This is a genomic window from Methylobacterium sp. FF17 (assembly GCF_025813715.1).
Taxonomy (GTDB): domain Bacteria; phylum Pseudomonadota; class Alphaproteobacteria; order Rhizobiales; family Beijerinckiaceae; genus Methylobacterium; species Methylobacterium flocculans.
The window spans coordinates 4,894,752-4,921,063 of record NZ_CP107532.1; the positions used below are offsets into that span (position 1 = coordinate 4,894,752).

The 26,312-nt window shown below is 72.8% G+C and carries 28 protein-coding genes; 10 read left to right on the forward strand and 18 right to left on the reverse strand.

Going from position 1 to position 26,312, the window contains the following annotated elements; all coding sequences use genetic code 11:
• Nucleotides 1-19: 19 nt before the first annotated feature.
• Together OF380_RS23435 and OF380_RS23440 are read left to right on the forward strand one after the other, a co-directional pair.
• The gene (locus OF380_RS23435; protein ID WP_264048047.1) at nt 20-151 is read left to right on the forward strand and encodes a hypothetical protein; all 132 of its coding nucleotides are present in this window, start codon (nt 20-22) and stop codon (nt 149-151) included.
• Nucleotides 151-363 (forward strand): hypothetical protein, encoded by a 213-nt coding sequence (locus OF380_RS23440; RefSeq protein ID WP_264048048.1) that lies wholly within the window; start codon nt 151-153, stop codon nt 361-363. Before OF380_RS23435 ends, OF380_RS23440 begins: the two co-directional genes overlap by 1 nt.
• 27 nt (nt 364-390) lie before the next feature.
• Here OF380_RS23440 and OF380_RS23445 read toward each other — a convergent pair whose 3' ends face one another.
• The 5 genes from OF380_RS23445 to OF380_RS23465 form a co-directional block, all read right to left on the reverse strand.
• Complete coding sequence (locus OF380_RS23445) at nt 391-882, reverse strand: DUF2721 domain-containing protein (protein WP_264051461.1); 492 nt, start codon at nt 880-882, stop codon at nt 391-393.
• Between the two features lie 58 nt (nt 883-940).
• Nucleotides 941-1,234, reverse strand: a complete 294-nt coding sequence (locus tag OF380_RS23450) for a hypothetical protein (RefSeq protein WP_264048049.1) — start codon at nt 1,232-1,234, stop codon at nt 941-943.
• A 42-nt stretch (nt 1,235-1,276) separates the two neighbouring features.
• Nucleotides 1,277-1,582: a hypothetical protein gene (locus tag OF380_RS23455; RefSeq protein WP_264048050.1), complete on the reverse strand. Its 306-nt coding sequence runs from the start codon at nt 1,580-1,582 to the stop codon at nt 1,277-1,279.
• A 79-nt stretch (nt 1,583-1,661) separates the two neighbouring features.
• Nucleotides 1,662-3,980, reverse strand: coding sequence for a TonB-dependent receptor family protein (locus tag OF380_RS23460; RefSeq protein WP_264048051.1), 2,319 nt, complete (start codon nt 3,978-3,980; stop codon nt 1,662-1,664).
• A gap of 42 nt (nt 3,981-4,022) precedes the next feature.
• On the reverse strand, nt 4,023-4,394 hold the full coding sequence (locus OF380_RS23465) for a hypothetical protein (protein ID WP_264048052.1): 372 nt from the start codon (nt 4,392-4,394) through the stop codon (nt 4,023-4,025).
• Between the two features lie 239 nt (nt 4,395-4,633).
• Between OF380_RS23465 and OF380_RS23470 the strand changes: the two genes are divergently transcribed.
• Entirely contained in the window at nt 4,634-5,935 is a 1,302-nt protein-coding gene (locus OF380_RS23470; RefSeq protein ID WP_264048053.1) for an NAD(P)/FAD-dependent oxidoreductase, read from the forward strand.
• On the opposite strand, the gene OF380_RS23475 is transcribed toward OF380_RS23470, so the two are convergent.
• Genes OF380_RS23475 through OF380_RS23495 form a run of 5 tightly spaced genes read right to left on the reverse strand, consistent with a single transcriptional unit; the run spans nt 5,907 to nt 9,612 of the window.
• Nucleotides 5,907-6,353, reverse strand: coding sequence for a YeeE/YedE family protein (locus OF380_RS23475; protein WP_264048054.1), 447 nt, complete (start codon nt 6,351-6,353; stop codon nt 5,907-5,909). The two genes, OF380_RS23470 and OF380_RS23475, sit on opposite strands and share 29 nt — an antisense overlap.
• On the reverse strand, nt 6,350-6,763 hold the full coding sequence (locus OF380_RS23480) for a YeeE/YedE family protein (RefSeq protein ID WP_264048055.1): 414 nt from the start codon (nt 6,761-6,763) through the stop codon (nt 6,350-6,352). The genes OF380_RS23475 and OF380_RS23480 overlap by 4 nt, the downstream gene beginning before the upstream one ends.
• Before the next feature lie 27 nt (nt 6,764-6,790).
• Nucleotides 6,791-7,663 carry an ABC transporter permease gene (locus tag OF380_RS23485; RefSeq protein WP_264048056.1) on the reverse strand — a complete coding sequence of 291 codons (873 nt, stop codon included), beginning with the start codon at nt 7,661-7,663 and terminating at the stop codon, nt 6,791-6,793.
• Complete coding sequence (locus OF380_RS23490) at nt 7,660-8,571, reverse strand: ABC transporter ATP-binding protein (protein ID WP_264048057.1); 912 nt, start codon at nt 8,569-8,571, stop codon at nt 7,660-7,662. The genes OF380_RS23485 and OF380_RS23490 overlap by 4 nt, the downstream gene beginning before the upstream one ends.
• A gap of 9 nt (nt 8,572-8,580) precedes the next feature.
• On the reverse strand, nt 8,581-9,612 hold the full coding sequence (locus OF380_RS23495; protein WP_264048058.1) for an ABC transporter substrate-binding protein: 1,032 nt from the start codon (nt 9,610-9,612) through the stop codon (nt 8,581-8,583).
• Between the two features lie 247 nt (nt 9,613-9,859).
• Here OF380_RS23495 and OF380_RS23500 point away from each other — a divergent pair, with 247 nt between their 5' ends.
• Complete coding sequence (locus OF380_RS23500; RefSeq protein ID WP_404810500.1) at nt 9,860-10,012, forward strand: hypothetical protein; 153 nt, start codon at nt 9,860-9,862, stop codon at nt 10,010-10,012.
• Here the strand turns inward: OF380_RS23500 and chrA are convergent.
• The 5 genes from chrA to OF380_RS23525 form a co-directional block, all read right to left on the reverse strand.
• On the reverse strand, nt 9,991-11,391 hold the full coding sequence (gene chrA, locus OF380_RS23505) for a chromate efflux transporter (RefSeq protein WP_264048059.1): 1,401 nt from the start codon (nt 11,389-11,391) through the stop codon (nt 9,991-9,993). The genes OF380_RS23500 and chrA overlap by 22 nt on opposite strands.
• Nucleotides 11,392-11,429: 38 nt before the next feature.
• A complete protein-coding gene (locus tag OF380_RS23510) occupies nt 11,430-11,792 on the reverse strand; it encodes a nitrile hydratase accessory protein (RefSeq protein WP_264048060.1) in 363 nt (120 codons plus the stop codon).
• Nucleotides 11,789-12,466, reverse strand: a complete 678-nt coding sequence (nthB, locus tag OF380_RS23515) for a nitrile hydratase subunit beta (protein WP_264048061.1) — start codon at nt 12,464-12,466, stop codon at nt 11,789-11,791. Before nthB ends, OF380_RS23510 begins: the two co-directional genes overlap by 4 nt.
• Nucleotides 12,463-13,152 (reverse strand): nitrile hydratase subunit alpha, encoded by a 690-nt coding sequence (gene nthA / locus OF380_RS23520; protein WP_404810501.1) that lies wholly within the window; start codon nt 13,150-13,152, stop codon nt 12,463-12,465. The genes nthB and nthA overlap by 4 nt, the downstream gene beginning before the upstream one ends.
• A 62-nt stretch (nt 13,153-13,214) precedes the next feature.
• On the reverse strand, nt 13,215-19,217 hold the full coding sequence (locus OF380_RS23525) for a DUF3320 domain-containing protein (protein ID WP_264048063.1): 6,003 nt from the start codon (nt 19,215-19,217) through the stop codon (nt 13,215-13,217).
• A 287-nt stretch (nt 19,218-19,504) separates the two neighbouring features.
• Between OF380_RS23525 and OF380_RS23530 the strand changes: the two genes are divergently transcribed.
• Nucleotides 19,505-19,822 carry a hypothetical protein gene (locus tag OF380_RS23530; RefSeq protein WP_264048064.1) on the forward strand — a complete coding sequence of 106 codons (318 nt, stop codon included), beginning with the start codon at nt 19,505-19,507 and terminating at the stop codon, nt 19,820-19,822.
• Nucleotides 19,823-20,027: 205 nt separating this feature from the next.
• On the opposite strand, the gene OF380_RS23535 is transcribed toward OF380_RS23530, so the two are convergent.
• Nucleotides 20,028-20,297 carry a hypothetical protein gene (locus OF380_RS23535; protein WP_404810502.1) on the reverse strand — a complete coding sequence of 90 codons (270 nt, stop codon included), beginning with the start codon at nt 20,295-20,297 and terminating at the stop codon, nt 20,028-20,030.
• A gap of 270 nt (nt 20,298-20,567) precedes the next feature.
• On the opposite strand from OF380_RS23535, the gene OF380_RS23540 reads away from it, so the two are divergent.
• Genes OF380_RS23540 through OF380_RS23555 form a run of 4 tightly spaced genes read left to right on the forward strand, consistent with a single transcriptional unit; the run spans nt 20,568 to nt 23,535 of the window.
• Nucleotides 20,568-21,098, forward strand: a complete 531-nt coding sequence (locus OF380_RS23540) for a sigma-70 family RNA polymerase sigma factor (protein ID WP_264048065.1) — start codon at nt 20,568-20,570, stop codon at nt 21,096-21,098.
• The gene (locus OF380_RS23545) at nt 21,095-21,868 is read left to right on the forward strand and encodes an anti-sigma factor family protein (RefSeq protein WP_264048066.1); all 774 of its coding nucleotides are present in this window, start codon (nt 21,095-21,097) and stop codon (nt 21,866-21,868) included. The genes OF380_RS23540 and OF380_RS23545 overlap by 4 nt, the downstream gene beginning before the upstream one ends.
• A 9-nt stretch (nt 21,869-21,877) precedes the next feature.
• Nucleotides 21,878-22,990: a catalase family peroxidase gene (locus OF380_RS23550; protein ID WP_264048067.1), complete on the forward strand. Its 1,113-nt coding sequence runs from the start codon at nt 21,878-21,880 to the stop codon at nt 22,988-22,990.
• A 47-nt stretch (nt 22,991-23,037) separates the two neighbouring features.
• Complete coding sequence (locus tag OF380_RS23555) at nt 23,038-23,535, forward strand: cytochrome b (RefSeq protein ID WP_449818715.1); 498 nt, start codon at nt 23,038-23,040, stop codon at nt 23,533-23,535.
• A gap of 3 nt (nt 23,536-23,538) precedes the next feature.
• Here the strand turns inward: OF380_RS23555 and OF380_RS23560 are convergent, their stop codons facing one another.
• A complete protein-coding gene (locus tag OF380_RS23560; protein ID WP_264048069.1) occupies nt 23,539-24,192 on the reverse strand; it encodes a glutathione S-transferase family protein in 654 nt (217 codons plus the stop codon).
• Between the two features lie 296 nt (nt 24,193-24,488).
• On the reverse strand, nt 24,489-25,166 hold the full coding sequence (locus OF380_RS23565; protein WP_264048070.1) for an HD domain-containing protein: 678 nt from the start codon (nt 25,164-25,166) through the stop codon (nt 24,489-24,491).
• Between the two features lie 123 nt (nt 25,167-25,289).
• Between OF380_RS23565 and OF380_RS23570 the strand changes: the two genes are divergently transcribed.
• Nucleotides 25,290-26,267 carry a GlxA family transcriptional regulator gene (locus OF380_RS23570; protein WP_264048071.1) on the forward strand — a complete coding sequence of 326 codons (978 nt, stop codon included), beginning with the start codon at nt 25,290-25,292 and terminating at the stop codon, nt 26,265-26,267.
• The last annotated feature ends 45 nt before the right edge of the window (nt 26,268-26,312 follow it).

The following is a 26,312-nucleotide window of genomic DNA, read 5'->3' on the forward strand; positions in this document are numbered from 1 at the left end:
CAGCGTGGTCCCGTCTCCGATGCGTCGCCTGTTTCCCGTCTTCGTCGCCGCCGCCGCCCTCATGGCGGGGCTGATCCTCTTCGCCTTCGTCCAGCATGGCGACACCGCCCACACCCGGCCGGTGCCGGAAGCCGGTGCGGGCGCCCGCTGATGCCGCGCTGGCTGCCGCTGGCGGGAGCCGCACTCCTCGCCATCCTGGTCGTGGTCGGCCTCGGCCTGTGGAAGTTCGAGCGGCTGGAGGAGGCCCGCATCGAGAATGGCGGCCGCCCGGCGATCCCCGCCTGCGCGCCCGACCGGGTCGGCGACACGGGCCTGGCGGCCAATTGCCCGGGTACGGCCTTCCCGCCCGCCAAAGCGCCCTGACGCCATGCCGCCTCGGGGCGCGGCCGGTCAGTCGGTGCCCGCCTCCCCGGCCTGGGCCTGCTGCCGGTCGACCTCGTCGCGGATGCCGCGGCCGGCCATCAGGATCTCACCGAGAAAGGCGCCGATCGCCGCCACCGTGCAGATCAGGGCGATGCCGAAGCAGGCGAACAGGATCGAGGCCGTGGCGGCGTCGCGCAGGGCGCCGACGAACAGGGTCAGCACCGCGACGCCGGTCAGGACGGCACCGGTGGAGGCGAGCACCACCGCCGCATCCAGCATGAACGAGCGGCGGCGCAGGAAGGTGAGCTGCCGCGACAGGCGCCCGGCCTCGCGCGGGTCGGCACCGCGCAGGCCGGCGGCCGCCGCATCCACCTTGTCGGCGACCCGTCCGAGGCGGGTCGAGAAGACGTTGAGCAGGGTCGCGAGCGCGGTCAGCAGGAAGGCCGGCGCCAGCGAGACCTGGATGACGTGGGCGATGTCGTCGGGCGCGACGACCGAGGCGGAGAGGGGAAGCGGCATCGCGGCCTGATAGACCACGGCGGCGTCCGCCGGAACCGGCGACGCGGTACCGCCCGGCCTACAGGTAGTGGCGGAACACCACGTGGGCGTCGGCGGAACGCTGCATCGTGGATCGCTCGGGCGCCTCGCCGGCCGGGCAGGTCGTTCCGGCGACGGGGGTGAACAGCGCCAGGAGGCTCAGCAACCCGCGGAAGGGATTCTTGAGCCAGCCGGTGGAATTCGGGAACCGGCGGGAAGAACTTGCTCGGGAAGAACTTGCTGCCGTCATCGGAACCACCTCGTCCGGGGCGTGCGCGGGTCTGCCGTACACGTCATCGGAGGTCCGCCCCGGCTTGGCTGTGCTCGGACGCACGCGGCCCGTCCGGGAGCGCCCCGGACGGGCCCGGCGGCCGGGCTACTGGTTCCCGATGGAGGGGCCGCCGGCGGCGCCCCCGGTTCCGGGCGGTCCGCTGGTCGGGGTGCCGCCGATGTTCACGCCGGGCGTGGTGCCGGGCACGGAGGCCGGGCTCGGGTTGCCTGGAACGTTCGGGGCGGGGCGGAGACCCGCATCCGGGGTGCGGGGCGAACCGCCGGGGGCCGAGGCCGGGGGCGTCACGCCGGTGTTGCCGGCGCCCCCCGTCGGCGCCAGGGTCTGGGCCTGCGCGGGCGCCGCCGAGACCAGGCTGAGGGCTGCGGCGAGGGCGAGGAGGTGACGCGTCATCGATCCGTCCGTTGCGGTGAGGGGTGCTCACGCAACGGCCGGGGGCCGGCGAAGTTCGCCGCCGCCGCTCCGGTGCCCTTCAGAAGGCGAGCTTCATCCCGCCGACGACATTGCGCGGGGCGCCGGCGAAGATCGATCCGGTGGTCGCGGCGAGCACCCCGGCCCCGTTCTGGAGCCCCGTGGCGGCGTTGAGCCCGTTGGCGAGGTTCTGGGCCGAACTGACATAGGTGGTGTCGAGGAGGTTGCGCACCTCCGCGTAGAGGGTGAGGCGCCGGGCGTAGCCGCCGGTCAGTTCGGTGGCGTAGTGCAGGTTGGCGTTGAGGATCGCGTAGCCCGGCGCTCGCAGCTGGTTGGCGTTGTCGAGGAAGAAGCCGTCCTGCACGACCGCCTCGAGGTAGCCGCCGAGGCCGGCGAGCGGCCCGGTCGCCTGGTCGTAGCCGATCCGGGCCAGGAGTTCGTGGGCCGGCACGCCGGGGATCGCCCGGCCCGCGCGGTCGAAGCGCTGCGAGAACCGCCCGGCACTGAGTTGCTCGACGTAGCGGGTGTAGGTCTGGTCGTCGAAGGTGTAGGCGAGCACCCCGCGCCAGCCCGGCGCGAAGGCCCAGTCCGCCCCGACCTCGATGCCGCGATGCTGGGAAGCCGGCGCGTTGAAGGTGTAGCTCTGCAGGCCGGCCCCCGGCGATTGCGAGACGAGCTCGTTGCGGAAGAACTCCTGGAAGCCGGTGACGCTGAGGCGCAAGGTCTCGGTCGGCGTCCAGTCGAAGCCAAGGTCGAAACCGAGGTTCTCCTGGGTCTGGAGCCCGGTGTTGTTGCCCGGCAGGCCGGCGGAGGTCACGAACAGGTTGCTCGCCGCCGGCGTCGTGTAGCCCGTCGCCACCCGCCCCCGGAACGCCCATGCGTCGCTCGGCCGGTAGACCAGGGCGGCCTCCGGCGCGACGTTGCGGAAGCTGCGGTCGGCATCCGCCACCGTGGTCGTGCGCCCGGTCGCCGCGTCGCTGTAGGCGCGGTTGCGGCCCGTGATCGCGGTGGTCTCGGCGCTGATCCCGAGCACCCCCGTCCACCTGTCCGAGAGCGCGACCTCCTCGCGGGCCCGGCCGCCGAGGTTGGACTGCACGGCCGTCTGCTCGCCGATCAGGGCGCCGAGCGCCGGCCCGTCCCCCAGCACCCGGTTGAAGGTGGTGATGTGGTTGTCGATGGTGTTGTAGGCGAGCGCCACGTAGCCGGTGGCGGGAAGTCCGAACAGCGCGTGGCGCCGGGTGAGGTCGGTGATGAGGTTCCAGGACGGGTACGAGCCGCGAAAGGCCGACGTGTAGAAGGGCTGGTCGAAGTTGCGCTCGTCGAAGCCGAGCTGCACGCGCCAGGTGGTCTGCGCGTCGATGTCGTGCTCGAGCCGCGCCGCCACGATGGTGCGGCGGTCGTCGCGCCCGAAGGCGCCCTGCGCGGCGGTGACCGGCACGGTGGCCCCGAAGGCGCCGTTGACGAGCAGGTTCGTCAGGGTGCAGCCGGACGCGGCCGTCGCCGCCAGGGCGCAACCGCGCTGGTAGGGGTTGATCCGGTACTGGTTCAGCGAGGCGCGGGCGGGCAGGTCCGCATGCACCACGTTGTTGATGACCTTCAGGGTCAGGCGGGTGTCCGGGCTCGGGGTGTAGCTCGCCAGCAGGTTCACCGTCTGCGTGTCGTAGGCGGCATGGTCCTGGTAGCCGCGCGCACGGGCGTCGCTGGCGAACAGGCTGATCTCGAACGGGCCGCTGGCGCCGCCGACCGTGAAAGAGTTGCTGAGATACCCGAAGCTGCCCGCGTCGGTGCCGACCTCGACGCCGTCGATCTCGCGGCCGGTGCGGGTGCGGAAGGCGAGCGCGCCGCCGGTGGCGTAGTTGCCGAACAGGGCCGATTGCGGCCCCCGGAACACGTCGATGCGGCCGTAGGCGCGGGGATCCACGAGGTCGAAGCGCGAGGCGCCGTCGGGCTGGGTCAGGATGAAGCCGTCCTCCAGCACTACGGTGTTCTTGGTCACGCCGGTGGAGCGGGCGTTGTTGCCCCGGATCGAGATGACCACGTCGCGGGCGCCGTTGCCCTGGCGCACGGTGACGCCGGGACTGTCGAGGAGGACCGCGCCGATGTTCGTGGCCGGGCGGTCGGTGATGGTGCCGGCGCGTCCGACCGTGCCGACCACCTGGCCCACCGGGTTCTCGATGACGCTCGGCGCCGAGCCGGGCGGCGCGGCGGCCCCGAACGGCACCCCTCCGCCGGTGCGGGCGGGCGTTCCGCCGCCCTCCCCGGTCACGGAGAGTTCCGCGAGGGTCACCCCCTCCGTGGGACCTTGCGCGGCGGCGGGCGAGACGGCGAGCAGCAGCAGGAGCGGGGCGAGGCGCGGCTCGACCCGGAGGACGGGAGACATGATCGGAATCCGTGGTCTGAGGGATCGGGGACGGGCGATCGATCAGACGACGGGAGGGGCGCGCGCGGCGGGGCTGATCCCCGGGGGCGCGCGGGGCGTGGCGACGATCTCGGGGCGCCAGGAGACCGTGACGGCGCGGGGCACGGGCCAGACGATGGCGGCGGCGTCGAGGGCGGGCGCGTCGAGGGGCGCGACGACCTGTGCGGCCGTGCAGCAGGCGCGGTGGACATGGACCGGCGCCGAATCCGGGCGGCTTCCGGAGGCCTCCGCATCCTGCAGGCAGAGGATGTGGGCCGGGCCCATCGCCCGGACCCCGACCATGCCGCCGAGCACGCTCTGCAGGGCGAGCGCATAGAGCGCGGCCACGGCGATGACCGCGCGGCAGGCCGCCAGATCGGACCGCGTGATGCGCATGACCCCAGGCGCTAGGGCGATCCGCCGGCCCCCGTCAAGGCATGGCTTCGGCGCGGGATGGATTCCCCGCGCCCGTATCCCAAACGACGCGGGCCAAGCCGGTTCGAACAGGGCGCGTTCGAACGGGGGCGCCGTGATCGATCCATCGGGACGGGAGCGCACGTGACCTCAGCGGGGCCTGATCCTCGGGTGTCCTCCCGGGCGGGATACATCCGGCTTCGCGCGGGGTTCTGGCTTCCATGACAGATCCTCTCTCGCCGAACGGGGCGCCCCGCCCCCGCATCGTCATCGTGGGCGCCGGCTTCGGCGGGCTCGCGGTCGCCAAGGCTCTCGCCGGCGCGGACCTGCCCGTCACGCTGATCGACCAGAACAACTACCACCTGTTCGTGCCCCTGCTCTATCAGGTGGCCACGGCGGCGCTGTCGCCCGCCGACATCGCCGAGCCGATCCGCCACATCCTGTCCGAGGCGCCCAATGTGGGCGTGGTCATGGGTCAGGTCGCGGGGGTCGATACGGATGCCCGCGCGGTGCGCCTGGCGGACGGAAGCACGATCCCCTACGAGCGGCTCGTCATCGCCACGGGCTCGACCAGCACCTATTTCGGCCACGACGACTGGGCCCCGCACGCCCCCTCCCTGAAGAGCATCGAGGAGGCGCGCGCCATCCGCACCCGGGTGCTCCAGGCCTTCGAGCGGGCGGAGCGGGCCACCGACCCGGCCGAGCGGGCGCGGCTGATGACGATCGTGGTGGTGGGCGGCGGGCCCACCGGCGTCGAGATGGCGGGCTCGATCGCCGAACTCGCCCACCACGCCCTCGCCCGCGATTTCCGCCACATCGACCCGACCACGGCGCAGGTCGTCCTGGTGGAGGCGGGGCCGCGCCTGCTGACGGCCTTCCCCGAAGCGCTGGCCGCCTATGCGCGCGGCTCCCTGGAGCGCCTCGGCGTCCGCGTGCGGACGGGTGAGGCGGTCGAGGCCATCGACGCGACGGGCGTGACCCTCGGCGGCGCCGTCCTGCCCGCCGCCACGGTGATCTGGGGGGCGGGCGTGCGCGCCTCCCCCGCCGCCGAATGGCTCGGTCTGGCGCCCGACCGCAGCGGGCGCATCCCGGTGGCGCCGGACCTCTCAGTGATCGGCCGGCCCGGAATCTACGCGCTCGGCGACACCGCCCTCTGCCGCGACGCGGCCGGCGAGCCCCTGCCGGGCCTGGCCCAGGTGGCCCAGCAGCAGGGCACGCATCTCGGCCGGGCCCTGCGGGTGGCCCTGACCGGGCCGGCGGCCGGGACGAGCCCCTTGCCCCCGTTCGTCTTCCGCAACCGGGGCAACGCCGCCATCGTGGGGCGCCACGCGGCGATCTTCGATTTCGGGCGCGGGCGCCGGCTGAGGGGCTTTCCGGCCTGGCTGCTCTGGGCGGCCGTGCACGTGGTGCTGCTCGTCGATTTCGCCCAGCGGGCCCGCGTCTGCCTGCAATGGCTCTGGCGCTACCTGACCTACCGAAGGGGCGCGCGCCTGATCACGGCGCCGCCCGCCCCACGGGCCTGACACCCGCGAGCCTGTGATGGGCCGCCATGCCGAGGAGCATGGAAGCGACGAAGACCGCCACCGGCGCCGCCCCGGTGGAGAGGGCCGCGACCGCCGGGCCGGGGCAGAAGCCGGAGAGCCCCCAGCCGATGCCGAACAGGGCGGCGCCCGCCACCAGGGGCCGGTCGATCCGCCGGTTCGCCGGAGCCTCGAAGGCGTCTTCGAAGGCCGGGCGCGGCAGGCGCCGGGCCAGGGCGTAGCCCGCCGCCGCCACGCTCACGGCGCCCCCGAGCACGAAGGCGAGGGTCGGGTCCCAGTCGCCCGTCACGTCGAGGAAGCCCCGCACCCGGGCCGGGTCGAGCATGCCCGACAGGGACAGGCCGAGGCCGAAGATCAGGCCCGCCGCGAGCGCGGCGAGAAGGCGGAGGGCGGCGCTCATGCGAGCCCCCGCAGGGCGGCGACGGTGAGCATGCCGGTGCCGAGGAACACCAGCACCGCCGCGAGCGAGCGCGGCGACAGCCTTGCGAGGCCCGCCACCCCGTGGCCGCTGGTGCAGCCCGAGCCGAGACGCGTGCCGAACCCCACGAGGAGGCCGGCGAGCGCCAGGACCGGCAGCGAGGCCACGATCCGCATCGCGGGCCAGGCGCCCGTGGCCCAGGCGTAGAGCGGCGGCCCGGCGACCAGCCCCGCCACGAAGGCGAGGTCGGCCCACCAGCGCGCGCCGCGATCCCGGCCCAACCCCGCCACGAGGCCGCTGATCCCGGCGATCCGCCCGTTGAGGAGCATCAGGAGCGCGACGGACAGGCCGATCAGCGCGCCGCCGGCAAACCCGGAGACGAAGGTGTTCATGGGCGTCCGGTGTCCGGGAGGGACGGCTTACCGCGCCATGCCCCAGCGCCGCACGGTGAGCCGCTCGAAGGCGGAAAAGACCACGTTCTCGATCACCAGTCCGATCAGGATGACGAGGACGAGGCCGGCGAAGACGCGATCGGTATAGAGTTCGTTGCGGTTCTGGAAGATGTACCAGCCGAGCCCTCCGCGTCCGGAGGCGGCGCCGAAGACCAGCTCCGCCGCGATCAGGGTGCGCCAGGCGAAGGCCCAGCCGATCTTGAGGCCCGACAGGATGGCCGGCAGGGCCGCCGGGATCAGGATCTGCAGCACGTAGGCCGGCCCGCGCAGGCCGTAATTGCGCCCCGCCATGCGCAGGGTCTCGGGCACGCCCTGGAAGCCCGAATAGGTGTTGAGCGCCATCGGCCACAGCACCGAGTGGATCAGCACGAAGATCAGGCTGCCGGAGCCGAGGCCGAACCAGAGCAGGGCCAGCGGCAGCAGCGCGATGGCGGGCAGCGGGTTGAACATCGCCGTCAGGGTCGAGAGCAGGTCGCGGCCGAACTGCGTCGAGACCGCGAGCGTCGTCAGCCCGAAGGCCAGCACGATGCCGACGAGGTAGCCCTGGATCAGCACGGCGAGCGAGATCCGCACCCGCTCCAGCAACTCGCCGTTGGCGAGCCCGTCGACGAGGGCCGACATCGTGGCGAGGAAGCCGGGCAGGAGCAGGTCGTTGTCCTGCCAGCGGGCCAGACCCTCCCAGACCAGGGCCAGGGCGGCGATGATGAGGCCCTTGCGCAGCCCGTCCTGCTGCCAGAGCCGTGCGGAGAGCGGCAGCGCCCGCTCCACCGGCGCCTCCACGAAGGGGGCGAGCGCCCGGTCGTATTCCGGGCGGATCGGAGGTACGAGGCTCGCTGTCATCGGATGGGGGCCACGCGGGTCTTGGAGGCGATTTCGGGGTCGGTCTCGAACAGGCGCGTGTGCAGGCGCTGCACCGCCGCCTGGAAGGCGTCGCCGCCGATGCTGGAGAGGTCGAAGTCGTGGCTGTTGAACTCCGCCCGCACGCGGCCCGGATGGGGGGAGAGCAGCGCCACCCGGTTGCCGACGACGAGGGCCTCCTCGATGGAATGGGTGACGAAGAGCAGGGTGAAGCGGGCCTCGTCCCAGAGGGCGAGCAGCTCCTCCTGCATGCGGCGGCGCGTCAGGGCGTCGAGGGCCGCGAAGGGCTCGTCCATCATCAGCACCCGGGGCTGCATGGCGAGCGCCCGCGCGATGGCGACGCGCTGCTTCATGCCCCCCGAGAGCTGGTGCGGGTAGCTGTCGGCGAAGGGGGTGAGGCCGACCTTGTCGATGTAGTGCCGCGCCCGCTCCGCGGCCTCGCGCCGGCCGAGCGCCCGGGCCGCGCGCAACGGGAATGCGACGTTCTGCGCCACCGTCTTCCAGGGCGGCAACTGGTCGAATTCCTGGAACACCACGATGCGGTCGGGGCCCGGCTCGCGCACCGGCACGCCCGCCAGGGTGATCGTGCCCTCCACCGGGGCGATGAAGCCGGCGGCCGCCTTGAGCAGGGTGGACTTTCCGCAACCGGACGGGCCGAGCAGCACGAAGCGGTCCGCCTCGTGGATGTCGAGGTCGACGCGGTGCGTGGCGCGCACCACGCGCTCCGGCGTGCGGTACTCGAGCGTCACGCCCTGGATGCGCAGCAGGGGCGCCCCCGCCGTCGCGACGGCGGGCCGGGCCGGAACCGCCTCACGCCGCGCCGCGCCCCGCGCGGGCGGGGGCGTCAATTCGAGGATGGACAGGTCGGACAGGGTCGCGGCGGAGATCATGGGCGCCGCTCAGCTGCCGGTGGAGATGCGCGGATCGGCGAAGAAGTAGTCGCCGATGGCCCGGGGCTCGGCCTTGATGGCGCCGACCCGGTGCATGAACTGGCCGAGCCCGAGGGTGTTCTCGGGCGTGACCTTGAAGGTCACGGCGGGGTCGGTGATGATCTTCGTCAGCAGGGCGGGGTCGAGCTTGCTGTTGTTGGTCCGGAGGTAGATCTCGGCCGCCTTCTGCGGGTTCTCGGTGATGAACTTCGCCGCGTCGTCGAGCGCGTTCAGGAAGGCGTGATAGGTCTTCGGGCTGGCCTTGTAGAAGGCTTCCGTTGCGTAGAGCACCGTCGAGGAGGCCGGGCCGCCCTGCACGTCGTAGGAGTTCAGGACGATCCGGGCCTTGGGGTTCTCGGCCAGTTCCTGGTTCTGGAACGGCGGGTTGCCGAAGTGGCCGGAGATCTCGGTGCCGCCCTTGATGATCGCGGCCGCCGCCTCCGGATGGGGCACGGCGACGCTGATCCGGTCGAGCTTGGCGAAGTCCTTGTCGCCCCAGAGCTTGGCCGAGGCCAGTTGCAGGATGCGCGACTGCACGGAGACGCCGACGGCGGGCACCGCGATGCGGTCCTTGTCGCTGAAATCCGCGATCGTCTTCACGTCCGGATTGTTGGTGACGAGGTAGTAGGGAAAGTTGCCGAGCGAGGCCACGCCCTTGACGTTCTGGCGCCCCCGCGTGCGGTCCCAGAGCGTGAAGAGCGGCCCGACGCCAGCGCCCGCGATCTCGATGTTGCCCGAGAGGAGCGCGTCGTTGACCGCCGAGCCACCGGAAAGCTGGACGTACTCGACATTGATGTCGAGGCCGGCGGCCTTGCCGTGCTTCTCGATCAGCTTCTGGTCCTCGACCACGTTGAGGAGCAGGTAGACGACGCCGAACTGCTTGGCGATCCGCAGCTGTCCCTCGGCCGCCCGGGCGGCGCCCCCGAAGGATGCGGAGAGCGCGAGCCCACCGAGCAGGGCGCCCATCCACCGCCGCGAAACTCCGGTGCGTTGCTTCGTCATGACCCTGCCTGCGGTGGTATTGATGCTTCGAGACACGCAATCGCGTTCTTCGGACGTGGTGCAAATTTGATCTTCAGGGCTGTGGGCGTCAATAAGACGGTAATCTCGATTTGGAAGGTCTTGGAGGACGTTCCTGTCATCCACGCGCGTTCCGACGCGGATTCCTTCGCTTTCCCGGCGGGGCCGCGCACCGACGCGACTTCCTGCGCCTCGCCGGCGGGGCCACCGGCGGGATCGCGCGCCACCGATGCGGCCGAGGGGCTTGGCGGTGGGCTCCGAGGAGGCCGTCCTCGACGCGAGCTCCCTGGCGGAGGTCCGGATGCCGAACCGCGACGGCTTCACGGCCGATGCGCGGCCGGACGTACCGGCCAAGGGGCGTCAGGCGAGGCCCGATCCCTGAAGCGCCATGCCGACTGCCGCGCAGGCCGCCAGCGTCGGCAGCACGCCGAGGCGGAAGCGGAACACGGCCACCAGCGCGGCGAGTGCGAGCGCCAGGGCGGCGGGATCGAGGCTCGCGGGGACCGGCCATTCGAACCGGAGCGGTCCGGCCGAGACGGTGCGCGTCTCGGTGAACACCGTGTGGAGGGTGAACCAGACCGCGAGGTTGAGGATCACCCCGACCACCGCCGCCGTGATGGCCGCGAGCGCCCCCGCGAGCGCCCGGTTGCCGCGCAGGCGCTCCACGTAGGGTGCGCCGAGGAAGATCCAGAGGAAGCAGGGGGTGAAGGTCACCCAGGTGGTCAGCAATCCGCCGAGGGTTCCGGCGAGCAGCGGGGCCAGCGTGCCGGGGTTGCGGAACGCCGCCATGAAGCCCACGAACTGCGTGACCATGATGAGCGGGCCGGGCGTCGTCTCGGCCATGCCGAGCCCGTCCAGCATCTCGCCGGGTCGGAGCCAGCCGAAGCGCTCCACCGCCGCCTGCGCCACGTAGGCCAGGACCGCGTAGGCGCCGCCGAAGGTCACCATCGCCATCTTCGAGAAGAACAGGGCGACCTGCGCGTAGACAGCCTCGGGCCCGAGCAGGGCGACGAGGAGGAGCACCGGCCCCAGCCAGAGGCCGCCCCACAGCGCGAGCACCCGGGGGACGTGCCCGTGCCCGGCCCGCTCCCGCGGGACCGCGTCGTCGCCGAGGAGATAGGGGCCACCCGCCTCGACCGTGGCCGCGCCGTGCCCGCCGTGGGCGAAGGCGGACAGACCCGCCCGACCGCCGAGATAACCGATCAGGCCGGCGCCCACGACGATGAGGGGGAACGGTACGTCGAGGAAGAAGATGGCCACGAACGAGGCCGCGGCCAGCGCCCGCATCGCGTTGCTCCCCAGGGCCTTGCGGCCGATCCGCAGGACCGCCTGGGCGACGATCGCCAGCACCGCCGCCTTCAGCCCGAAGAACAGGCCGGCGACGAGCCCGACCTGCCCGTAGAGCGCGTAGACCCAGCTCAGGGCCATGATGGCCACGAGCCCCGGCAGCACGAACAGCCCCCCCGCCAGCAGGCCGCCCCGGGTGCCGTGCAGGAGCCAGCCCACATAGGTGGCGAGCTGCTGCGCCTCCGGCCCGGGCAGCAGGGTGCAGAAGTTGAGGGCGTGCAGGAAGCGCCGCTCGGAGATCCAGCGCCGCTCCTCCACGAGGATGCGGTGCATCACGGCGATCTGCCCGGCCGGGCCGCCGAAGGAGAGGGCGGCGATGCGGGCCCAGACCGGCAGGGCCCCGGCCAGCGAGACGGGCTGCGGGACCGCGCGTCCCTGATCGGGCGCGGAGGGACGGATCGCGGTTTCCACCATGTCGGGGTCTCGTCTCGGGCCTGAAGGCCGGGGCCCTGTTACGTCGTCCCGGCATCCCCGGCCAGGGGATCGTTCGCGAGGTGGATCGGTTCGCCGTGCGGGGTTGCGGCGGCGGCCCGCGCAAAGGCGGCGCGGCGCTCGGCGAGGCGTTCGGGCGCTGCGATCCCGCGCGTCGCAAGCAGGCCTTCGAGGGTCGCGATCCAGGCGGCGTAATCCGCCGCCCGCCCGGTCGCCCGCGTGTGGGCCCCGAGCGCCTCGGCCCACTCGCTCCACCCGAACAGGCCTCGATCGTGGAGCGCCACCACGAGGGCGAAGGCCTGGGCCTCCCAAGGTTCGGCGAAGACAGGCTCGGCGAAGGCCGGAGCGGCCGGTCCGCCCAGGGGGGTCGGATCGGCGCTCATGCCATGGGCTCCGGATCCGCCGGTTCCAGGTAGCTCTCGAAGGCGTTCACCGAGACGGCGTGGTCCGCCTCCGCCGCCTCGCCCCAGAGGTCGCGGCCGCGGAACCGCACGGTGTAGAGCCATTGCGGCGCCTCGCCGGCCAGACGCGCATTCGTGTCCGGGAAGACGAAGCCGCCATGCACCGCCTCCACCGTGCCGACATGCCCGCGCACGTAGCGCGGCAGGCGGGTGTGGCCGGCGGGATTGAGCATCCGGGCCCGGACGCGCGCGCCCGCCGCGAAGCGGGCCGGGCCCGGAACCGGCCGGTCGCTCGGAAAGCCGCGCGCGAAGAGGGGGGCCACCTCCTCGGCCTGGAGCACGCGTTTCACCGGGACGGCCGGGACCGAGACCGTGCCGGTGGACAGCTCCTCCGCCGTGGCGAGGCCGTGGGCCCGGAGCTGGCTTTCCAGGGCCTTCAGCCAGATCGCATAGTAGCTGGAGGTGAGATACTCGCCCGGCGGCAGCGCTTCGCGGGCGGACCGGCTCGCATCGAGGTTCCAGGTGCCGGTGAGGCCCATCGCCATCGCGAGGCCGAAGACGCGTCTCTCCCAGGGGGCGTGGAAGCGCGGCTCGTCCGCCTCCGGGGCGACGGGACCGAAGCCGTGCATGCCGCCGAGATCCTGGCCGCCGTTCATGCGTCCGATCCCGGCGCGCGCGGCAGGCCGGTGCCGATCATCGCGTCGCGTGTGACGAGGGCGGCGAGGCCCGCTTCGTCGAGGTCGTCCGTCCCGGCGGGGCGCATCGGCAGCACCATGTAGCGAAGCTCGGCGGTGGAATCCCAGACCCGGATGCGCTGGTCGGGCGCCAGCGTCACGCCGAACTCGGCCAGCACCGCGCGCGGCTCGATCACGGCGCGCGCGCGGTAGGGCGGCGACTTGTACCAGACCGGTGGCAGGCCGAGCACCGGCCAGGGATAGCAGGAGCACAGGGTGCAGACGACGAGGTTGTGCTCCTCGGGCGTGTTGGCCACCACGACCATGTGCTCGCCGCCGCGCCCGCCGATCCCGAGTTCGCGGATCGCCGGGGTGGCGTCGGCGAGGAGCCGCGCCCGGAAGGCGGGATCGACCCAGGCCCGCGCCACGACGCGGGCGCCGTTATGCGGGCCGACCTTGGTCTCGTAGGTCTCGATCAGCGCATCGAGGGCGGCCGGGTCGACGTAGCCCTTCTCCACCAGGAGGGATTCGAGGGCGCGCACGCGCAGCTCCATCGGCGCGAGCGCGCTCGCGTGGTGCGGGTGGTCATGGTCGTGATCTTCATGACCATGATTCTCTTGGCCAGGATTCGCGTGATCGTGGTCTTCGTGATCGTGGGTGTGTGCCATGCAAGCTCTCCGGGCCCCGAGTGTCGGCCATCGCCGGGCCCGGGACAACCGCCCGGATCCGGTCAGGCGACCGGCGCCTCGTCGGCGCGGCGCGCCTCCGCGCTCGCCCGCGCGAAGCGGGCGCGGGCCGAGGCCTCGACCCGCGACAGCCCGATGGCCTGCGCCATGAGCCGCACGCGCTCGGCCTCGGATGCGTCGGGACGCAGGGTTTCGGCCAGCCCGACGAGTTCGGGCATCGGCGTGTCGGCGTGGCTGCGCAGGCCGGCCGGGGCCGCCCGGTAGGGACGGCTCGCGCGGGGCGCCTCGCCGGGGGGCCACAGGACGCAGCGGCCTTCGTCGTCGCTGCGTGCCAGCGCGGCGGGAACCTGATCCAGGACGGCCTCGCGCACGAGGTGGCCCACGCGCTGCAGGCCGTGGACGCGGGCGACGCGCCGCAGGAGCACGTCCTCGTAGATCGGCCCCTCCACCGTCAGCACGTGCCGCACCAGGGCCGCGAGCACGGGTCGGTAGGCGGCGTCGTAGAACCGCTCCGGCGCGATCGCGAGGTTCAGGTCGGCCGGGTCGGCGAGGCGGTAGGACGTGTCCGCCGGCGTCGGGGCGGCGGGGGGATGCGGGTCGGCGTAGAGCCGCCGGGCCTCGGGCTCCGCGACGGGTCCAGGCTCGGCGACGGGCTCCGGCCCGGGCATGAGTGCGGCGATGACCGGCTCCGCGATGGCCGGCTCTGCCGGTGCAGGCTCCGCCGGTGCGGGCTCCACCGCCTCGGCCGCCCGGGCGCGGTCCGCCTCCAGGTCGTCCCGCAGGCGCCGGTCGAGCTTCGCCAGGGCGCCCGCCGCATCCATCCACCAGTCCGTGCTCCAGACCCGCCGGATGCGCCAGCCGAGGTCGGTCAGCACGTGCTCGCGCAGGCGGTCGCGGTCGCGGGCCGTGGCCGCGCTGTGATAGGTCGCGCCGTCGCACTCGACGCCCGCGAGGTAGCGGCCCGGCGCGTCGGGATGGACGATGCCGAGGTCGATCCGGAAGCCCGACACGCCGATCTGCGTGTGCACGTTCCAGCCCCGGGCCTGGAGGGCGGCCATCACGGCGGCCTCGAAGGGCGATTCCACGCCGCCGCCGGTGGGCGCGAAGGCCTCGGCCAGGGCCCGCGCGCCGCGCTCGGCGAATTCGAGGAAGTGCTTGAAGTCGCGTACGCCCCGCGCCCGGGTGCGGCCGAGGTCGATCTGCTCGGGCCGCAGCGAGGCGTACACCACGAGTTCGCGCCGCGCGCGGGTGATGGCGACGTTGAGGCGGCGGTGGCCGCCGTCCTTGTTGAGGGAGGAGACGGTGCTCACCGGACGCCCGGTCTGGTCCGGCCCCACCGCCACCGAGAACAGGATGGCGTCCCGCTCGTCGCCCTGCACGTTCTCGAGATTCTTCACGAAGACCGGCTCGTGCCAGCGGTCCCGGTCGAAGTACGGCTCCAGCTCCGGATCGGCGCGCCGCTGCTCGTCAAGCAGGTTCTCGATGAGCCGCTGCTGCTCGCCGTTGAAGGTGACGATGCCGAGCGAGCGGCGCTCGCGGGCGAAGTCCGGGTCGCGCAGGCGGCGCACGATCTCGGCGACCACGGCGCGGGCTTCGGGCCGGTTCACGCGGGCCGCCCCCCGTTCGTAGAGCCCGTCCGGCACATGGGTCAGGCGCACCGCCCGGTCCTCCGTCACCGGCGACGGGAAGGTGACGAGGCGGCCGCCGTAATAGTGCGCGTTCGAGAAGGCGATCAGGCTCTCGTGGCGGCTGCGGTAGTGCCAGGCGAGGTGGCGCCGGGGGAGGTTGGCCGCGAGGCACGCGTCGAGGATCGATTCCTGGTCGGTGACGTCGCTGCCGTCCTCGATCTCGTCGACGCCCCGGTCCCCGACATTGGTCGGCGGAAGCTGCTCGGGATCGCCGACGATGACGACCTGCTTGGCGCGCGCGATCGCGCCGACGGCGTCCCAGGGTGCGATCTGGGACGCCTCGTCGAAGATGACGATGTCGAACGGGGCCTTGTCGGGGGGCAGGTACTGCGCGATCGAGAGCGGGCTCATCATCACGCAGGGCGTGAGCCGGGTGAGCGCATGCGGCATCCGCCCGAAGAGCTTGCGCAGCGGCATGTGCTGCGTCTTCTTCGTCAGTTCGTGCGAGAGCGTGCCCCATTCCGGGTCGGCCCCGAAGGCGGTGGGGCCCGGGATGCCGCCCCCGAGGCGCGCGCGCACGGCCTGCCTCGCGAGTTCGGTGACCCGCGCGTCGGCGGCGCGGAAGCGCGCGATCGCGTCCTCGTGGCGCTCGGGCAGGAAGCGGCTCAGGGTCGGGTCGTCGCTGACCACCCGGTCGATCCACCAGCGGGCGTAAGCCGCCTCGAACGCCGCCTCGACCCGGTCGGGCACGAGGCGGCCCGCCTCCAGGGCCTCGACCAGCGGGTCGAGGCCGGCCCCGCGCGCGTTGGCCGCCGCGGCCTGCCAGGCGCACCAGCCCTGCGCGCGTCCCAGCCCGGAGGCCCAGCGGCGCGCCACCGCGAGGCTGCCCTCGATCCAGTCCGCCTCCGCCGCCAGGGGCGCCTCCGCATCGGTGCATCCGGCCAGCCGCGACAGGGCCCGGGTCGCCTCGATCGCCGAAGCGCGATCCTGCGCGAAGGCCGCATAGGCCTGCGCGATAGGCCCGCCTTCGGCCAGGGCCCGGCCCTGGCGCGCCACGAGCTCCACGATCCGGTCGCGCAGGGGCTCGCGGCCGAGCGACAGGGGGCCGAGGATGTCCAGGAGCTGCTCGACCGTCCCGGCCCAGGCGATCGCGGCCTCGAACGCGTCGGCCGGCAGCGCCGGGTCGTTCCACGGCGCCCCGAGCCGGGCCAGCGACGGTGCCTCAGGGTAACCGGCCCGCACGTGCCGGGCGGCCTCGATCAGCCCGGTCAGGTCCGGGCCGAGATCGGCCGGCACCGGGCCCTCGGCATAGGGCTGGACCTTCAGCGCCACCCGCTTCAGCTTGCCGCCACGGACCAGGAAGTTCGCCCCTTGGGCCGCGACCCACTCGGCCAGGAGCCCGGTCAGGTCCTCGTCGAGGATGCCGGGGCGATAGCGGCCGGAGAGGCGTCCGAACAGCGCGTCCCGCCGGGCCTGGAAGCGCGCGCGGGCCTCGACCGCCCGGCGCAGGTCGCCGGACCCGTCGGCGAGGAAGGCCGCCCCGTAGCGCGCGTCGGGCCGGATGAGGTAGGCCCCCAGCACCGTGAGGCCCCGCGTGCCCGCATAGGTCGACAGGAGGGTCGGCAGGCCGATGGCCTCGGCGAAGGCCCCTCCGCTCGCGCGCAGGGTCGCCAGCGCCGCCGCCACGGCCCGGATCGCCGCGGCCATGCCGTCGCGCCAGACCGGCGACCACTGCGTGGCCCCGATCCCCTGCAGGGGGTGGTCGGCCAGTGCGCCCACGGCGGCCAGGACCGGGCGCAGGTCCCGGCACCCCGCCCGCAGGGTCGCCAGCCGCGCCGCGTCGTGCGCGCGGTGGTCGTCCCAGGCGAGGACGAGGCCCGCATCGTCGCCCTCCGCCGCAATCACCCGACCGAAGGCCTCGTAGGCCGAGAGCCCGCTCTCCCGCCGGCGGTGCAGCGCGGTCACGAGGCCGTTCAGTTCGCCGCGCAGGTCCGCGAGTTCGCCGGTGGCCGCGTCCCAGGCGCCCTGCTCGGGGGCGGCGCGCTCGTGCCAGGCCCGGCGCAGCTGGCCGAGCACGGCCGATTTCTGGGCCTTGGTCGAATGCACCTCGAGGCAGTAATCGCCGAGCCCGATCTCCTGCAGGCGGCGCTGCACCACCTCGAGGGCGGCGGTCTTCTGGGACACGAACAGCACCGTTCGCCCCTGCGCGAGGCACTGGGCGATCATGTTGCCGATGGTCTGGCTCTTGCCGGTGCCGGGCGGCCCGAACAGCACGAAATCCTTGCCGCCGGCGGCCGCCAGCACGGCGGAGAGCTGGGAGGAATCCGCCGAGAGCGGCGTGAAGACGGTTCCGGGCGGGTGCTCCCGGTCGAGACGCGCCGGTTCCGGGAAGGGCGTGCCGTCGCCGTAGGAATGCTTCGGCGTCTCGATGAGATGATGCACCACCGGGTTGCGCTTCAGGAGGTCGGCCCGGTCGACGAGATCCTTCCACATCAGGTACTTGGTGAAGGAGAAGGCCGAGAGCACCACCTCCGGCACCACCTCCCAGCCGCGCAGCTCCAGGATGTGCCCGCGCACGATCCGGAAGATGGCGTCGACGTCGATGCCGGAGGCGTCCCGCGGCAGCTCGCCTTCGAGCTCCGGCATCCGCAGCCGGAAATCCTCGCGCAGCATCTCCATGAGGGTCGGATTGATCCGCACCTCGTCGTCGTGCGCCGCCAGCCGGAAGCCGGCCCGCACGCTGGAGCGCTTGAGCGAGACCGGGACCAGCAGCAGCGGCGCGCGGTAGGCGCCCTCCCCCTCCTTGCGGGTCCAGGCCAGGAAGCCGATGGCGAGGTAGAGGATGTTGGCCCCGCCCTCCTCGAAGCCGTTGCGGGCGAGGCGGTAGAGGTCGAGGAGGCGGCGCTCGAGTTCCGCCTCGGTGGAGGTCGTGTGGATCTCCTTGCGGACGAGGGCGGCCGCGAGGTCGCTGCGCCGGCCATCCTCCTGGTGGCGGCGCGCGTGGAGGCCGGGCTCGCGCCCGTCCGATCCGTCGAGCACGTCGGAGACGGGCCTGAGCCGGTACGCGTGCCCGGCGGCCAGGCCGTCCTCCAGGCCCCCCGGCGTCGGGCATTCGAGGACGACCGAGCTCTTGCCGGGCTTGAAGTTCAGGAGCTTGTTGCGCAGCGTCAGGTCGAGAAGCTTGCGCTTCCAGCGCTCCAGGCGCCCGACCGGGGTTTCCGGGGCCTCCTCGGCCGGCGCACGCACCTCCTCGTCGAAGGGCGGCGGCGCGGACAGGGCCTGGTTCAGGGGCGCGGGCGGCGCGGGGGCGACGGCCGGGGGCCTGCCGTCGCCGAGGTCCATCGGGCGGATGCCGCGCGCCCGGCAGCGCCGGATGTCGAGGGCGACCTCGAGGGGGGCCGGGGCCGCCTCCTCCACCTGTGCGCCGCCCTGCTCGACCGCCGCCCGGAAGGCCGCCGGCGGGTTGTGGGTCAGCAGCGTCGTCTCGACGAGGATCAAGTCCTGCAGGTCACGGCGCTTGCGCAGGCGCTGCATGTCGTCGAGGGCGGCGCTCGCGAAATCCTCGTCCCGCAGCCAGACTCCGACGAAGGCGTGGCCGGCGGTGAGCACGAGCACTGGGTTGAGGCCGGCCTGTTCCAGGCAAGCGGCGTAGAGCAGCGACAGGTCCAGGCAGGTGCCGACCCGGCGCTCCAGTACGTCGCCCGGACCCCGCACCTTCTGCCCGGCCTGCTCGAAACTCGCGGGGGGCAGCACGTAGGCGATGCGCCGGTCGGCCAGGGCGGCCCAGATCGCCTCGGCGAGTTCCCAGGTCCGGGCTTTGCGGCCCGTGCGGTAGCCATTCAGGGCCGTCTCGCGGCCGGCTTCGGCGAGCTTGCCCGCCGCGTCGCGCAGGACGATGTCCACGGCCGGGTCGTTCGGCCGGACGAAGGCGGCGAGGAGTTCGGGCACGCTCCGGCCGCCGCCCCAATGCGCCGGCGGCAGCAGGCGCATCGCCGCCATGGTCCGGGCCCGCACCCCGTCCGCATCCGCCAGGGTCAGCGTCAGGTCGAGGCGGCTCGCCTCCGTGAAGCCCGCGAGCGCGCCCGCGTCGAGGCGCACGTCCGGCGTCGCGATGTGGTGGTCGGAGCCGGCCGGCACCCGGTCGATGCGCAGGGTCAGCGGCTGCAGGACCGCCGGCTGTGCCTCGATCCGCACGCTGAGGTCGCACAGGTCGTGCGCCGAGGCGTTGGCGATCACGATCTCCCGGATCAGGGGAATCGCGTTCTCGTGATAGGCGAGGCTGACATGGTCCGTGGTCGTGCAGGCGAGCCGGATGGCCTGCGCCGTCTCAGGCAGCGCAGCGGGGTCGATCGCCTCGCCGGGCTCACCGGCGCTGTCCCGCGGGACGCCGGGTTCGGCATCGTCGACGAGGCCGGTCATGAAGCACCGGTCATGCAGCACCGGTCATGGAGCAGACGTCCTGATACGCGCGTTCCACGCTGTCTTGCCTGTTCGACGGGGGGCTTCAAGGTTGCGAAGGGGGCAACCGTGAAATTCCCGCGCCGCGTTGCCGGCCGACAACGCCGTCGGGGGCTGGCGACGTGAGCGACCGGAGCTCAGCGACCGAAGTTAGCTCCGAAGAGGTACGCTCCGCACCGAATGACCCGGCCTCGGGCACGCCGGGCGCGGCTAAGGTCTGGCGGCGGACGATCCAGCCGAGGCAAGCCATGCGCCCCGAACTCATGCGCCCCAACCCCCTCTCCCCCGAATCCCCGCGCCCCGAGCTTCTGGGCCCCGAACTCTTCGACGCCCTGCTCGCCGAGCAGGCGGCGCAGCGTCAGGTGCTGCTCATGGCGCTCCGGTGGATGGCCGAAGTCACGCGATCCGCCGGACAGGATCCGGAGGACCTGCGCGACTGGTGGACGGAGGACGGTCACGCGGCGCTGGATCGGGCTTCGCTCCGGGCCGCACCGGGGCACGAAGCCTCCTGGCGTCTGAGAGCCAAGGCGCAGCTCGACGAGATTCTCGCGGAAGGCCTCCGCTAGGGTCCTGATCTCCCGGGGAGCGGGCGCTCCTCCCGGCCGCAGCGGGCGATCGGCGCCGACGCCGTATCGAAGACGTCGGGCAGGCGGGCTTTGCGCGAAGCGGGCATGCCGCCTCGCATGGAGGCCCGCCCTCGCGGGTCCCGAACAGCCTCAGGGCCGAGGACACCCGACCCGGAAGGAAGGGGTGTCCTCGCGCGGCGACGGCTCAGTTCGGGATCAGCTCACGGGCCGGACCGCCGGTCTCCTGGCCGCGGGCCTGGGCATAGCCCGGCAGGGCGGGGTTGCGGGCATTGCCGCTGTCGGTGTCCGGGCCGCCGAGCCAGTCCGCGGACCGCGTCTGCGGCAGGATCGAGCCGGTGATCGCCGGGCTTTCCGTCGGATGCGGGACGGTCCGGGCCTGGGAGGCACCGGTCAGGGCGGCCAGGGTGCAGGCGGACGCGAAAGCGACGGCCGAAACGGTCTTGATCAGTGTCATGTCAGATCTCCGGTGTTCCCTGCCTGATCCAACAGCGTCAAGCAGTGATGCCGGACAGACGACGTCTTCGGCTGATTATTCCAAGCACTGTCGGAAAGTTCGCTTCTCCTGATCGTGGACCTGTCGCCGAGAGTAAGGACGTACGTTGGCCACGAAAAATTTCGAGGCGCGCCTGGAATAATCCGGAATCGGTGGCGTCCATGCCCCGGAGCCCGTCCAATGCGGCCGGCGCGCCTGCAGAGGAGTCCCGCCCATGCCAGGAGACCGGACATGACGGACATGATGCGCCTCATCGAGCCGCTGATCCCGGCCCTGCGCCGCTACGCACGCGCCCTCCTGCGCAATCCCACCGATGCCGACGATCTCGTGCAGGACTGCCTGGAGCGCGCCGTCGGCCGCTGGCACCAGCGCCAGGCCGACGGGGACGCGCGGACCTGGCTCTTCGCCATCCTCCACAACCTCGCGGTGACGCAGATGCGCCAGCGCGCCCGCCGCGGCGCCCACATGCCGATCGAGGACACGGCGGAAGCCAACCTCGCGGTGGCGCCGACGCAGGAGAGCGGCCTGCGCCACCGGGACCTGATGACGGCTCTGGAGGCCCTGCCGGAGGAGCAGCGCAGCGTCCTCCTGCTGGTGACGGTGGAGGGCCTGTCCTACGCCGAGACCGCCGAAATCCTCGCCATTCCGACCGGGACCGTGATGTCCCGCCTGTCCCGGGCCCGGGACCGGATGATCCAGCTGATGGACGGCGCCGAGGCGGCCGCCCCGGCCAAGCGCCCGCTCCTGCGGAGGGTGAAATGAGCATGCGTCCGATCGGCGAAGACGATCTCCAGGGGCTCGTGGACGAGCGGCTCGATGCCGCCCGGCGGCGCGAGGTCGAGGCCTATCTCGGCGAGCATCCCGAGGCGGGGGCGCGGGTCGCGCGCATGCTCGCGCTGCGTGAGGAGATGCGGGACGCCTTCGCCCCCATCGCCGCCGAGCCGGTGCCGGCCCGGTTGAACCTGTCCCGGATCGTCGAGGCCCGCCGGCGTCCGCAACGTCCGGCCTGGCAGGCCATGGCGGCCGGATTGCTGCTCCTGATCGGAGGTGCGGGGGGCTGGAGCCTGCGCGAGGCGGTCTCGCCCGTGCCGACCGGCATCGATGCGCTGGCCCAGGCGGCGAGCATGAACTACGCGGTCTATGCCCCCGACCATACCCGGCCGGTCGAGCTCGCCGCCGCCGACCGGGACGAGCTCGCCGGCTGGTTCTCGGCCCGGCTCAAGCGGCCGGTGGGCGTGCCGGACCTCAGCGGGTCCGGCTACCGCCTGATGGGCGGCCGCCTCGTCGCGACGCAGCAGGGCCCCGCCGGACTGCTGATGTACGACGACGGCCACGGCGCGCGCTTCGTGATGCTGATGCGGCCCATGTCCGTCCCCGGCGACGCGCCGATGCGGCCGCACGCGACCGATACGTCGAACGGCTACGCCTGGGCCCAGGACGGCCTCGGCTACAGCCTCGTGGGTGCGGCCGATCCGGCTGTCCTGCACCCGCTCGCCAACGAGATCCGCCGCACCACCGCGAAAGCCATCTGAAGGCCCGCCATGTCCCTCCTGAACGATCTCACCGGGGCCGGTCCGGGCCTGAGCCCGCGCGCCGTCGTCCTCCGGCTCGGCGCCATCGGGGCCCTCGTGGCCGGCAGCGCGGGCGCCTTCGCCTATGCCGGCGGCTGGCTCTCGCCGGGGACCCTCACCCAGGCACGGATCGTCGACCGCTTCGAGGCGGTGAACGGCCCGCATCCGGGGTTCCGGCGCAACCACGCCAAGGGGCTCTGCCTCGCCGGCCGCTTCGAGGGCAATGGCCGGGGGGAACGCCTGTCGAAGGCCTCGCTGTTCGGCCCGGGCGCGGTCACGCCGGTCACCGGGCGCATCGCGCTGGCGGGCGGGCAGCCCTACGCGGCGGATGCGGCCACGACGGTGCGCAGCCTCGCGCTGCGGTTCCGTCTTCCCGACGGCGAAGAATGGCGCACCGGCAACAACGACATCCCGGTCTTCCCCGTCCGCAGCCCGGAGGCGTTCTACGCGCAGCTCCTCGCCGCCAAGCCCGACCCGGCGACGGGCAAGCCCGATCCCGAGGCGCTGAAGGCCTTCTTCGCCGCGAACCCCGAGAGCGCGCGGGCGGCGGCTCTCATCAAGGCGCGGACGATCACCTCCGGCTTCGCCGACGACACCTTCCGGAGCCTCAACGCCTTCCGGTTCGTCGCGGCGGACGGCACGCGAACGCCCGTGCGCTGGGCCCTCGTGCCGGAGCAGGCCGCCACGCCGGAGAGCCCGGCGCAGGCCGCCCGCCCGGACAAGAACGGTCTGTTCGAGGATTTCGAGGCTGCGCTCCGCCGGGCGCCCGTGCGCTGGCGCCTCGTCGTCACCCTCGGCGAAGCGGGCGATCCCACGGCGGACGCGACGCGTCCCTGGCCGGCCGAGCGGCCGAGCCTCGACGTCGGCAGCGTGATCGTCACCGCAACCGAAGCGGAGGCCGATGGCAATTGCCGCGACGTCAACTTCGACCCCCTCGTCCTCCCCTCCGGCATCGAGGGATCCGACGATCCGCTGCTCAGCGCCCGCTCGGCGGCCTATGCGCAGTCCTTCACGCGGCGCGCCGGCGAGCCGAAGGCGCCGAGCGCCGTCCACGACACCCCCACCCGAGGAGCCGGATTGTGAGCCAGACCGCACGCTTCAACCGACCGGCCCGGCTGCTGCACTGGACCATGGCGGGCCTGATCCTCGCCATGCTGTTCATCGGTGTCGCGATGGTGACCTCGGTGGCGCACTATCACACCCTGGTCGCGCTGCACCGGCCCCTCGGCATCGGAATCCTGGTTCTCGCGGTGCTGCGCCTCGTCAACCGCTGGCGCCATCCGCCGCCGGACCTGCCGTCGGACCTTCCGGCCTGGCAGCGGCAGGCGGCCCACGCCTCGCACATCCTGCTCTACGGTCTGATGCTCGCGCTGCCGCTGGTCGGATGGGCGATGCTCTCGGCGGCCGGCTATCCGATCGGGCTCGCCGGCGCCCTGGTGCTGCCGCCGATCCTGCCACGCGATCCCGCCCTCTACGCGTGGCTGCGTCCGCTCCACACGGTCCTGGCCTATGCCCTGTTCGGCCTCATCCTCGCCCATCTCGGCGCCGCCCTGATGCACGGGCTGATCCGCCGGGACGGGGTGTTCTCCAGCATGGCCTTGCGCGCGACGGCGTCTCGGCTCCGCTGACCCCTAACCCGTGCGGGTCTCGATCTCGCCGTCCAGCTGTCTGTTGAGCCGCTCGTCGATCGCCTCCGCACGGGCGACGGCGGAGCGGGTCCGGAAGCGCTCGACATATCGCAGCAATTCGAGGTTCGGCGGCACGAGCTTGAAGCCCGTGGTCCAGCCGAGCGCCGTCGCCCAGAGGATATCGGCCGCCGTGAACCGCTTGCCGAACAGGTAGGGCCCCTTGCGAAGCTGCGCCGTCAGCATCTCCATCACGGCGTCGTAGCTGCCGTAAGGCGACATCGCCGGAGGCCCCGGATCGCGCTTCATGGCGTGATCGACGATCGCGGGTTCGAAGGCGGAGCCGTAGAGGACGAGCCAGCGCAGGTAAGGTCCGCGCAGAGGGTCGTCGAGCGCGGGGGCGAGCTTCGCCTCGGGATAGAGGTCGGCGAGATAGATGACGATCGCCGCCTGCTCGGTCACGACCACGTCGCCATGGACGATGGCCGGCACCTTGCCGAGCGGATTGACGGACAGGAAGGCGGGCGCGCGCTGCTCCCCGGCCTTCGTGTCGAGCGTGCGCAGCTCGTAATCCGCCCCGAGTTCTTCCAGGAGGGTGAGAATGCCCGACGAGCGCGTGCGCGGCGCGTGGTAGAGGGTGATGCGGCGGGGATTGGTCACGGACAACTCCGTCGTGGGAGAATGCTTGCGTCGTCGATCAGGGACGTCCCGGCGGATGGCCGGCCGACTCGCGGACGGTCGGCCCCACCTGCCGGGCCGGCACGCCCCGGGCCGACGAGGGTCTCGGACGGCGCGCAACGGACGCGGCGGCGCGCGCACGGCTCGGCGTTCCCTGGGGCATCATCACGGGCCTCTTCGTTCGGGACGCTGCGTGCCGGGCGTGGCGACCGTCCCTGTTCGTCGTCGTCGCGGACATGAATACATGCGGCGCCCGTTCCTGCACAGGACGGGCGGTGCTAAGCGTGCCCGCCACATCCGCATCCCGGCGCATGCGTGCCGCCCGGCCAGCGCGAGGCCCGGATCACGCTGCAGAAGTTGCCGCGGCGGACGCTCGGGTCCTTGTCGGCGATGACGTCGGCCTTGACGTTGCCGAAGGTGGTGTCCGGCTTGTGCCGGATGCCGTCGTAGAAGGCCTGGATGATGTCTTCCTTGAAGTCCGGGGTGCGCGGGAAGGCGGAGACCACAGCCTCGCGCTCGACATCGGAATACGCGCCGTAGGTCAGGCCCAGCACGTCCATCTCGACGCCCGCGGTGACGAGGGCGACCACCGGATGCATGTGGGCCGGGATGCCGGGGGTCGTGTGCAGGGCGATGGCGGTCCAGACCGTGTAGACGTCCGCCTCCGGCACCCCGTGCGCCGTCAGGAAGTCCCGGGCCGCATTGGCGCCGTCGACCTCGAAGCGCTCGTCCGGGCTGCTGTGATCCGGCATCAGCCCGACGTCATGGAACATGGCGCCGGCATAGAGAAGCTCACGGTCGAAGCTGAGGCCGCGCTGAACGCCGGCCAGGGCCCCGAACTGGTAGACCCGGCTCGAGTGATTGAAGAGCAGTTCGGTCTCGGTGTCCCGGACGAACTCCGTGACGGCTCGCGCCAGCCTGCTGTCGGGGATGGCGGCGTCGGAACTGATGGTCATGGCGGGAAGTCCTTTGCGTCGTCTGCCCCGATGGGGTACGAACCCTGCGCCTTGGCATCAATCGTCGTCGTCGGGCGTTTTCTGCCATCGACCGGGCGCGAACGGACAGACGGGAGTGTGGCGATGGCGCGCAGCGTTGCGGTGCTCGCAATGCCGGGAGTGCAACTCCTCGACGTCGCCGGCCCACTCGATGTCTTCGCGGAGGCGAACGTGCAGGCGGGCGCGACGGTCTACGCGCTGTCCATCGTGGGGCTCGGTCCGGGGCCGATCGAGACGTCGTCCGGTCGCCGCCTGCTCGCCGACTGCATCGTGGAGGCGGATGGTCCGGCCGCCTTCGACACCCTTCTGGTCGCGGGCGCGCCTCACCTGCACGGACTGGAGCCGGACGAGGCCCTGTGCCGCTGGCTCGCCTCGGCCGCGACCGGCTGCCGGCGCTACGGCTCGGTCTGCAGCGGAGCGTTCCTGCTCGGGCAGGCGGGCCTCCTGAGGGGTCGACGGGTCACGACCCATTGGGCCGTGGCGGACGCGCTCGCCGAACGCTATCCCGAGGCCTCGGTCGATGCCGATGCGATCTGCATCTTCGACGGTCCCCTCCGGACCGCAGCCGGGGTCACCGCGGGGCTCGACCTGGCCCTCGCGCTGGTCGAGGAGGACCTCGGCTCGGAGATCGCCCGCAAGGTCGCCGCGCAACTCGTGATGTTCTTCAAGCGCGGGGGCGGGCAACTTCAGTTCGGCCGGCGCGGCGTCGGGGCGCTGGCCAGCCGATCGGCCCTCCAGGAAGCCCAGCGCTGGGTGGCGGCGCATCCGGCGGAGGACCACGGCGTCGCGAAGCTGGCCGCGCGCACCGGCATGAGCCCGCGCAACTTCGCGCGCCTCTTTCGGGCCGAGACCGGGCTGACGCCGGCCGCCTATGTGGAGAACGTCCGGATCGAGGCGGCCCGTCGCCTTCTCGAGGATGGTCGGGCTGCCCCCAAGCAGGTGGCGGGCGCCTGCGGATTCAAGGACAGCGACACCCTCCGGCGGGCCTTCCAGCGCCGCATGGGCCTGACCCCGGCCGAGTATCAACGCCGCCACGCCTCGCCGTATCGATCGGAGGACTGACCACGCGGACCGGGTCTCGCTGACCCCGACCGATGGTCCGGGCCG

Bases quoted from the DNA above. Each gene is read 5' to 3' on its own strand.
- OF380_RS23485 (WP_264048056.1), bottom strand. From the start codon at position 7,663: ATGACAGCGAGCCTCGTACCTCCGATCCGCCCGGAATACGACCGGGCG.
- OF380_RS23445 (WP_264051461.1), bottom strand. From the start codon at position 882: ATGCCGCTTCCCCTCTCCGCCTCGGTCGTCGCGCCCGACGACATCGCC.
- OF380_RS23570 (WP_264048071.1), top strand. From the start codon at position 25,290: ATGGCGCGCAGCGTTGCGGTGCTCGCAATGCCGGGAGTGCAACTCCTC.
- OF380_RS23545 (WP_264048066.1), top strand. From the start codon at position 21,095: ATGAGCATGCGTCCGATCGGCGAAGACGATCTCCAGGGGCTCGTGGAC.
- OF380_RS23540 (WP_264048065.1), top strand. From the start codon at position 20,568: ATGACGGACATGATGCGCCTCATCGAGCCGCTGATCCCGGCCCTGCGC.
- chrA (WP_264048059.1), bottom strand. From the start codon at position 11,391: ATGGTGGAAACCGCGATCCGTCCCTCCGCGCCCGATCAGGGACGCGCG.
- OF380_RS23435 (WP_264048047.1), top strand. From the start codon at position 20: ATGCGTCGCCTGTTTCCCGTCTTCGTCGCCGCCGCCGCCCTCATGGCG.
- OF380_RS23480 (WP_264048055.1), bottom strand. From the start codon at position 6,763: ATGAACACCTTCGTCTCCGGGTTTGCCGGCGGCGCGCTGATCGGCCTG.
- OF380_RS23490 (WP_264048057.1), bottom strand. From the start codon at position 8,571: ATGATCTCCGCCGCGACCCTGTCCGACCTGTCCATCCTCGAATTGACG.
- OF380_RS23500 (WP_404810500.1), top strand. From the start codon at position 9,860: ATGCGGCCGAGGGGCTTGGCGGTGGGCTCCGAGGAGGCCGTCCTCGAC.
- OF380_RS23475 (WP_264048054.1), bottom strand. From the start codon at position 6,353: ATGAGCGCCGCCCTCCGCCTTCTCGCCGCGCTCGCGGCGGGCCTGATC.
- OF380_RS23440 (WP_264048048.1), top strand. From the start codon at position 151: ATGCCGCGCTGGCTGCCGCTGGCGGGAGCCGCACTCCTCGCCATCCTG.
- OF380_RS23535 (WP_404810502.1), bottom strand. From the start codon at position 20,297: ATGACACTGATCAAGACCGTTTCGGCCGTCGCTTTCGCGTCCGCCTGC.
- OF380_RS23510 (WP_264048060.1), bottom strand. From the start codon at position 11,792: ATGAGCGCCGATCCGACCCCCCTGGGCGGACCGGCCGCTCCGGCCTTC.
- OF380_RS23555 (WP_449818715.1), top strand. From the start codon at position 23,038: ATGGCGGGCCTGATCCTCGCCATGCTGTTCATCGGTGTCGCGATGGTG.
- OF380_RS23550 (WP_264048067.1), top strand. From the start codon at position 21,878: ATGTCCCTCCTGAACGATCTCACCGGGGCCGGTCCGGGCCTGAGCCCG.
- OF380_RS23530 (WP_264048064.1), top strand. From the start codon at position 19,505: ATGCGCCCCGAACTCATGCGCCCCAACCCCCTCTCCCCCGAATCCCCG.
- OF380_RS23495 (WP_264048058.1), bottom strand. From the start codon at position 9,612: ATGACGAAGCAACGCACCGGAGTTTCGCGGCGGTGGATGGGCGCCCTG.
- OF380_RS23455 (WP_264048050.1), bottom strand. From the start codon at position 1,582: ATGACGCGTCACCTCCTCGCCCTCGCCGCAGCCCTCAGCCTGGTCTCG.
- OF380_RS23465 (WP_264048052.1), bottom strand. From the start codon at position 4,394: ATGCGCATCACGCGGTCCGATCTGGCGGCCTGCCGCGCGGTCATCGCC.
- OF380_RS23565 (WP_264048070.1), bottom strand. From the start codon at position 25,166: ATGACCATCAGTTCCGACGCCGCCATCCCCGACAGCAGGCTGGCGCGA.
- nthB (WP_264048061.1), bottom strand. From the start codon at position 12,466: ATGAACGGCGGCCAGGATCTCGGCGGCATGCACGGCTTCGGTCCCGTC.
- OF380_RS23460 (WP_264048051.1), bottom strand. From the start codon at position 3,980: ATGTCTCCCGTCCTCCGGGTCGAGCCGCGCCTCGCCCCGCTCCTGCTG.
- OF380_RS23470 (WP_264048053.1), top strand. From the start codon at position 4,634: ATGACAGATCCTCTCTCGCCGAACGGGGCGCCCCGCCCCCGCATCGTC.
- nthA (WP_404810501.1), bottom strand. From the start codon at position 13,152: ATGGCACACACCCACGATCACGAAGACCACGATCACGCGAATCCTGGC.
- OF380_RS23525 (WP_264048063.1), bottom strand. From the start codon at position 19,217: ATGACCGGCCTCGTCGACGATGCCGAACCCGGCGTCCCGCGGGACAGC.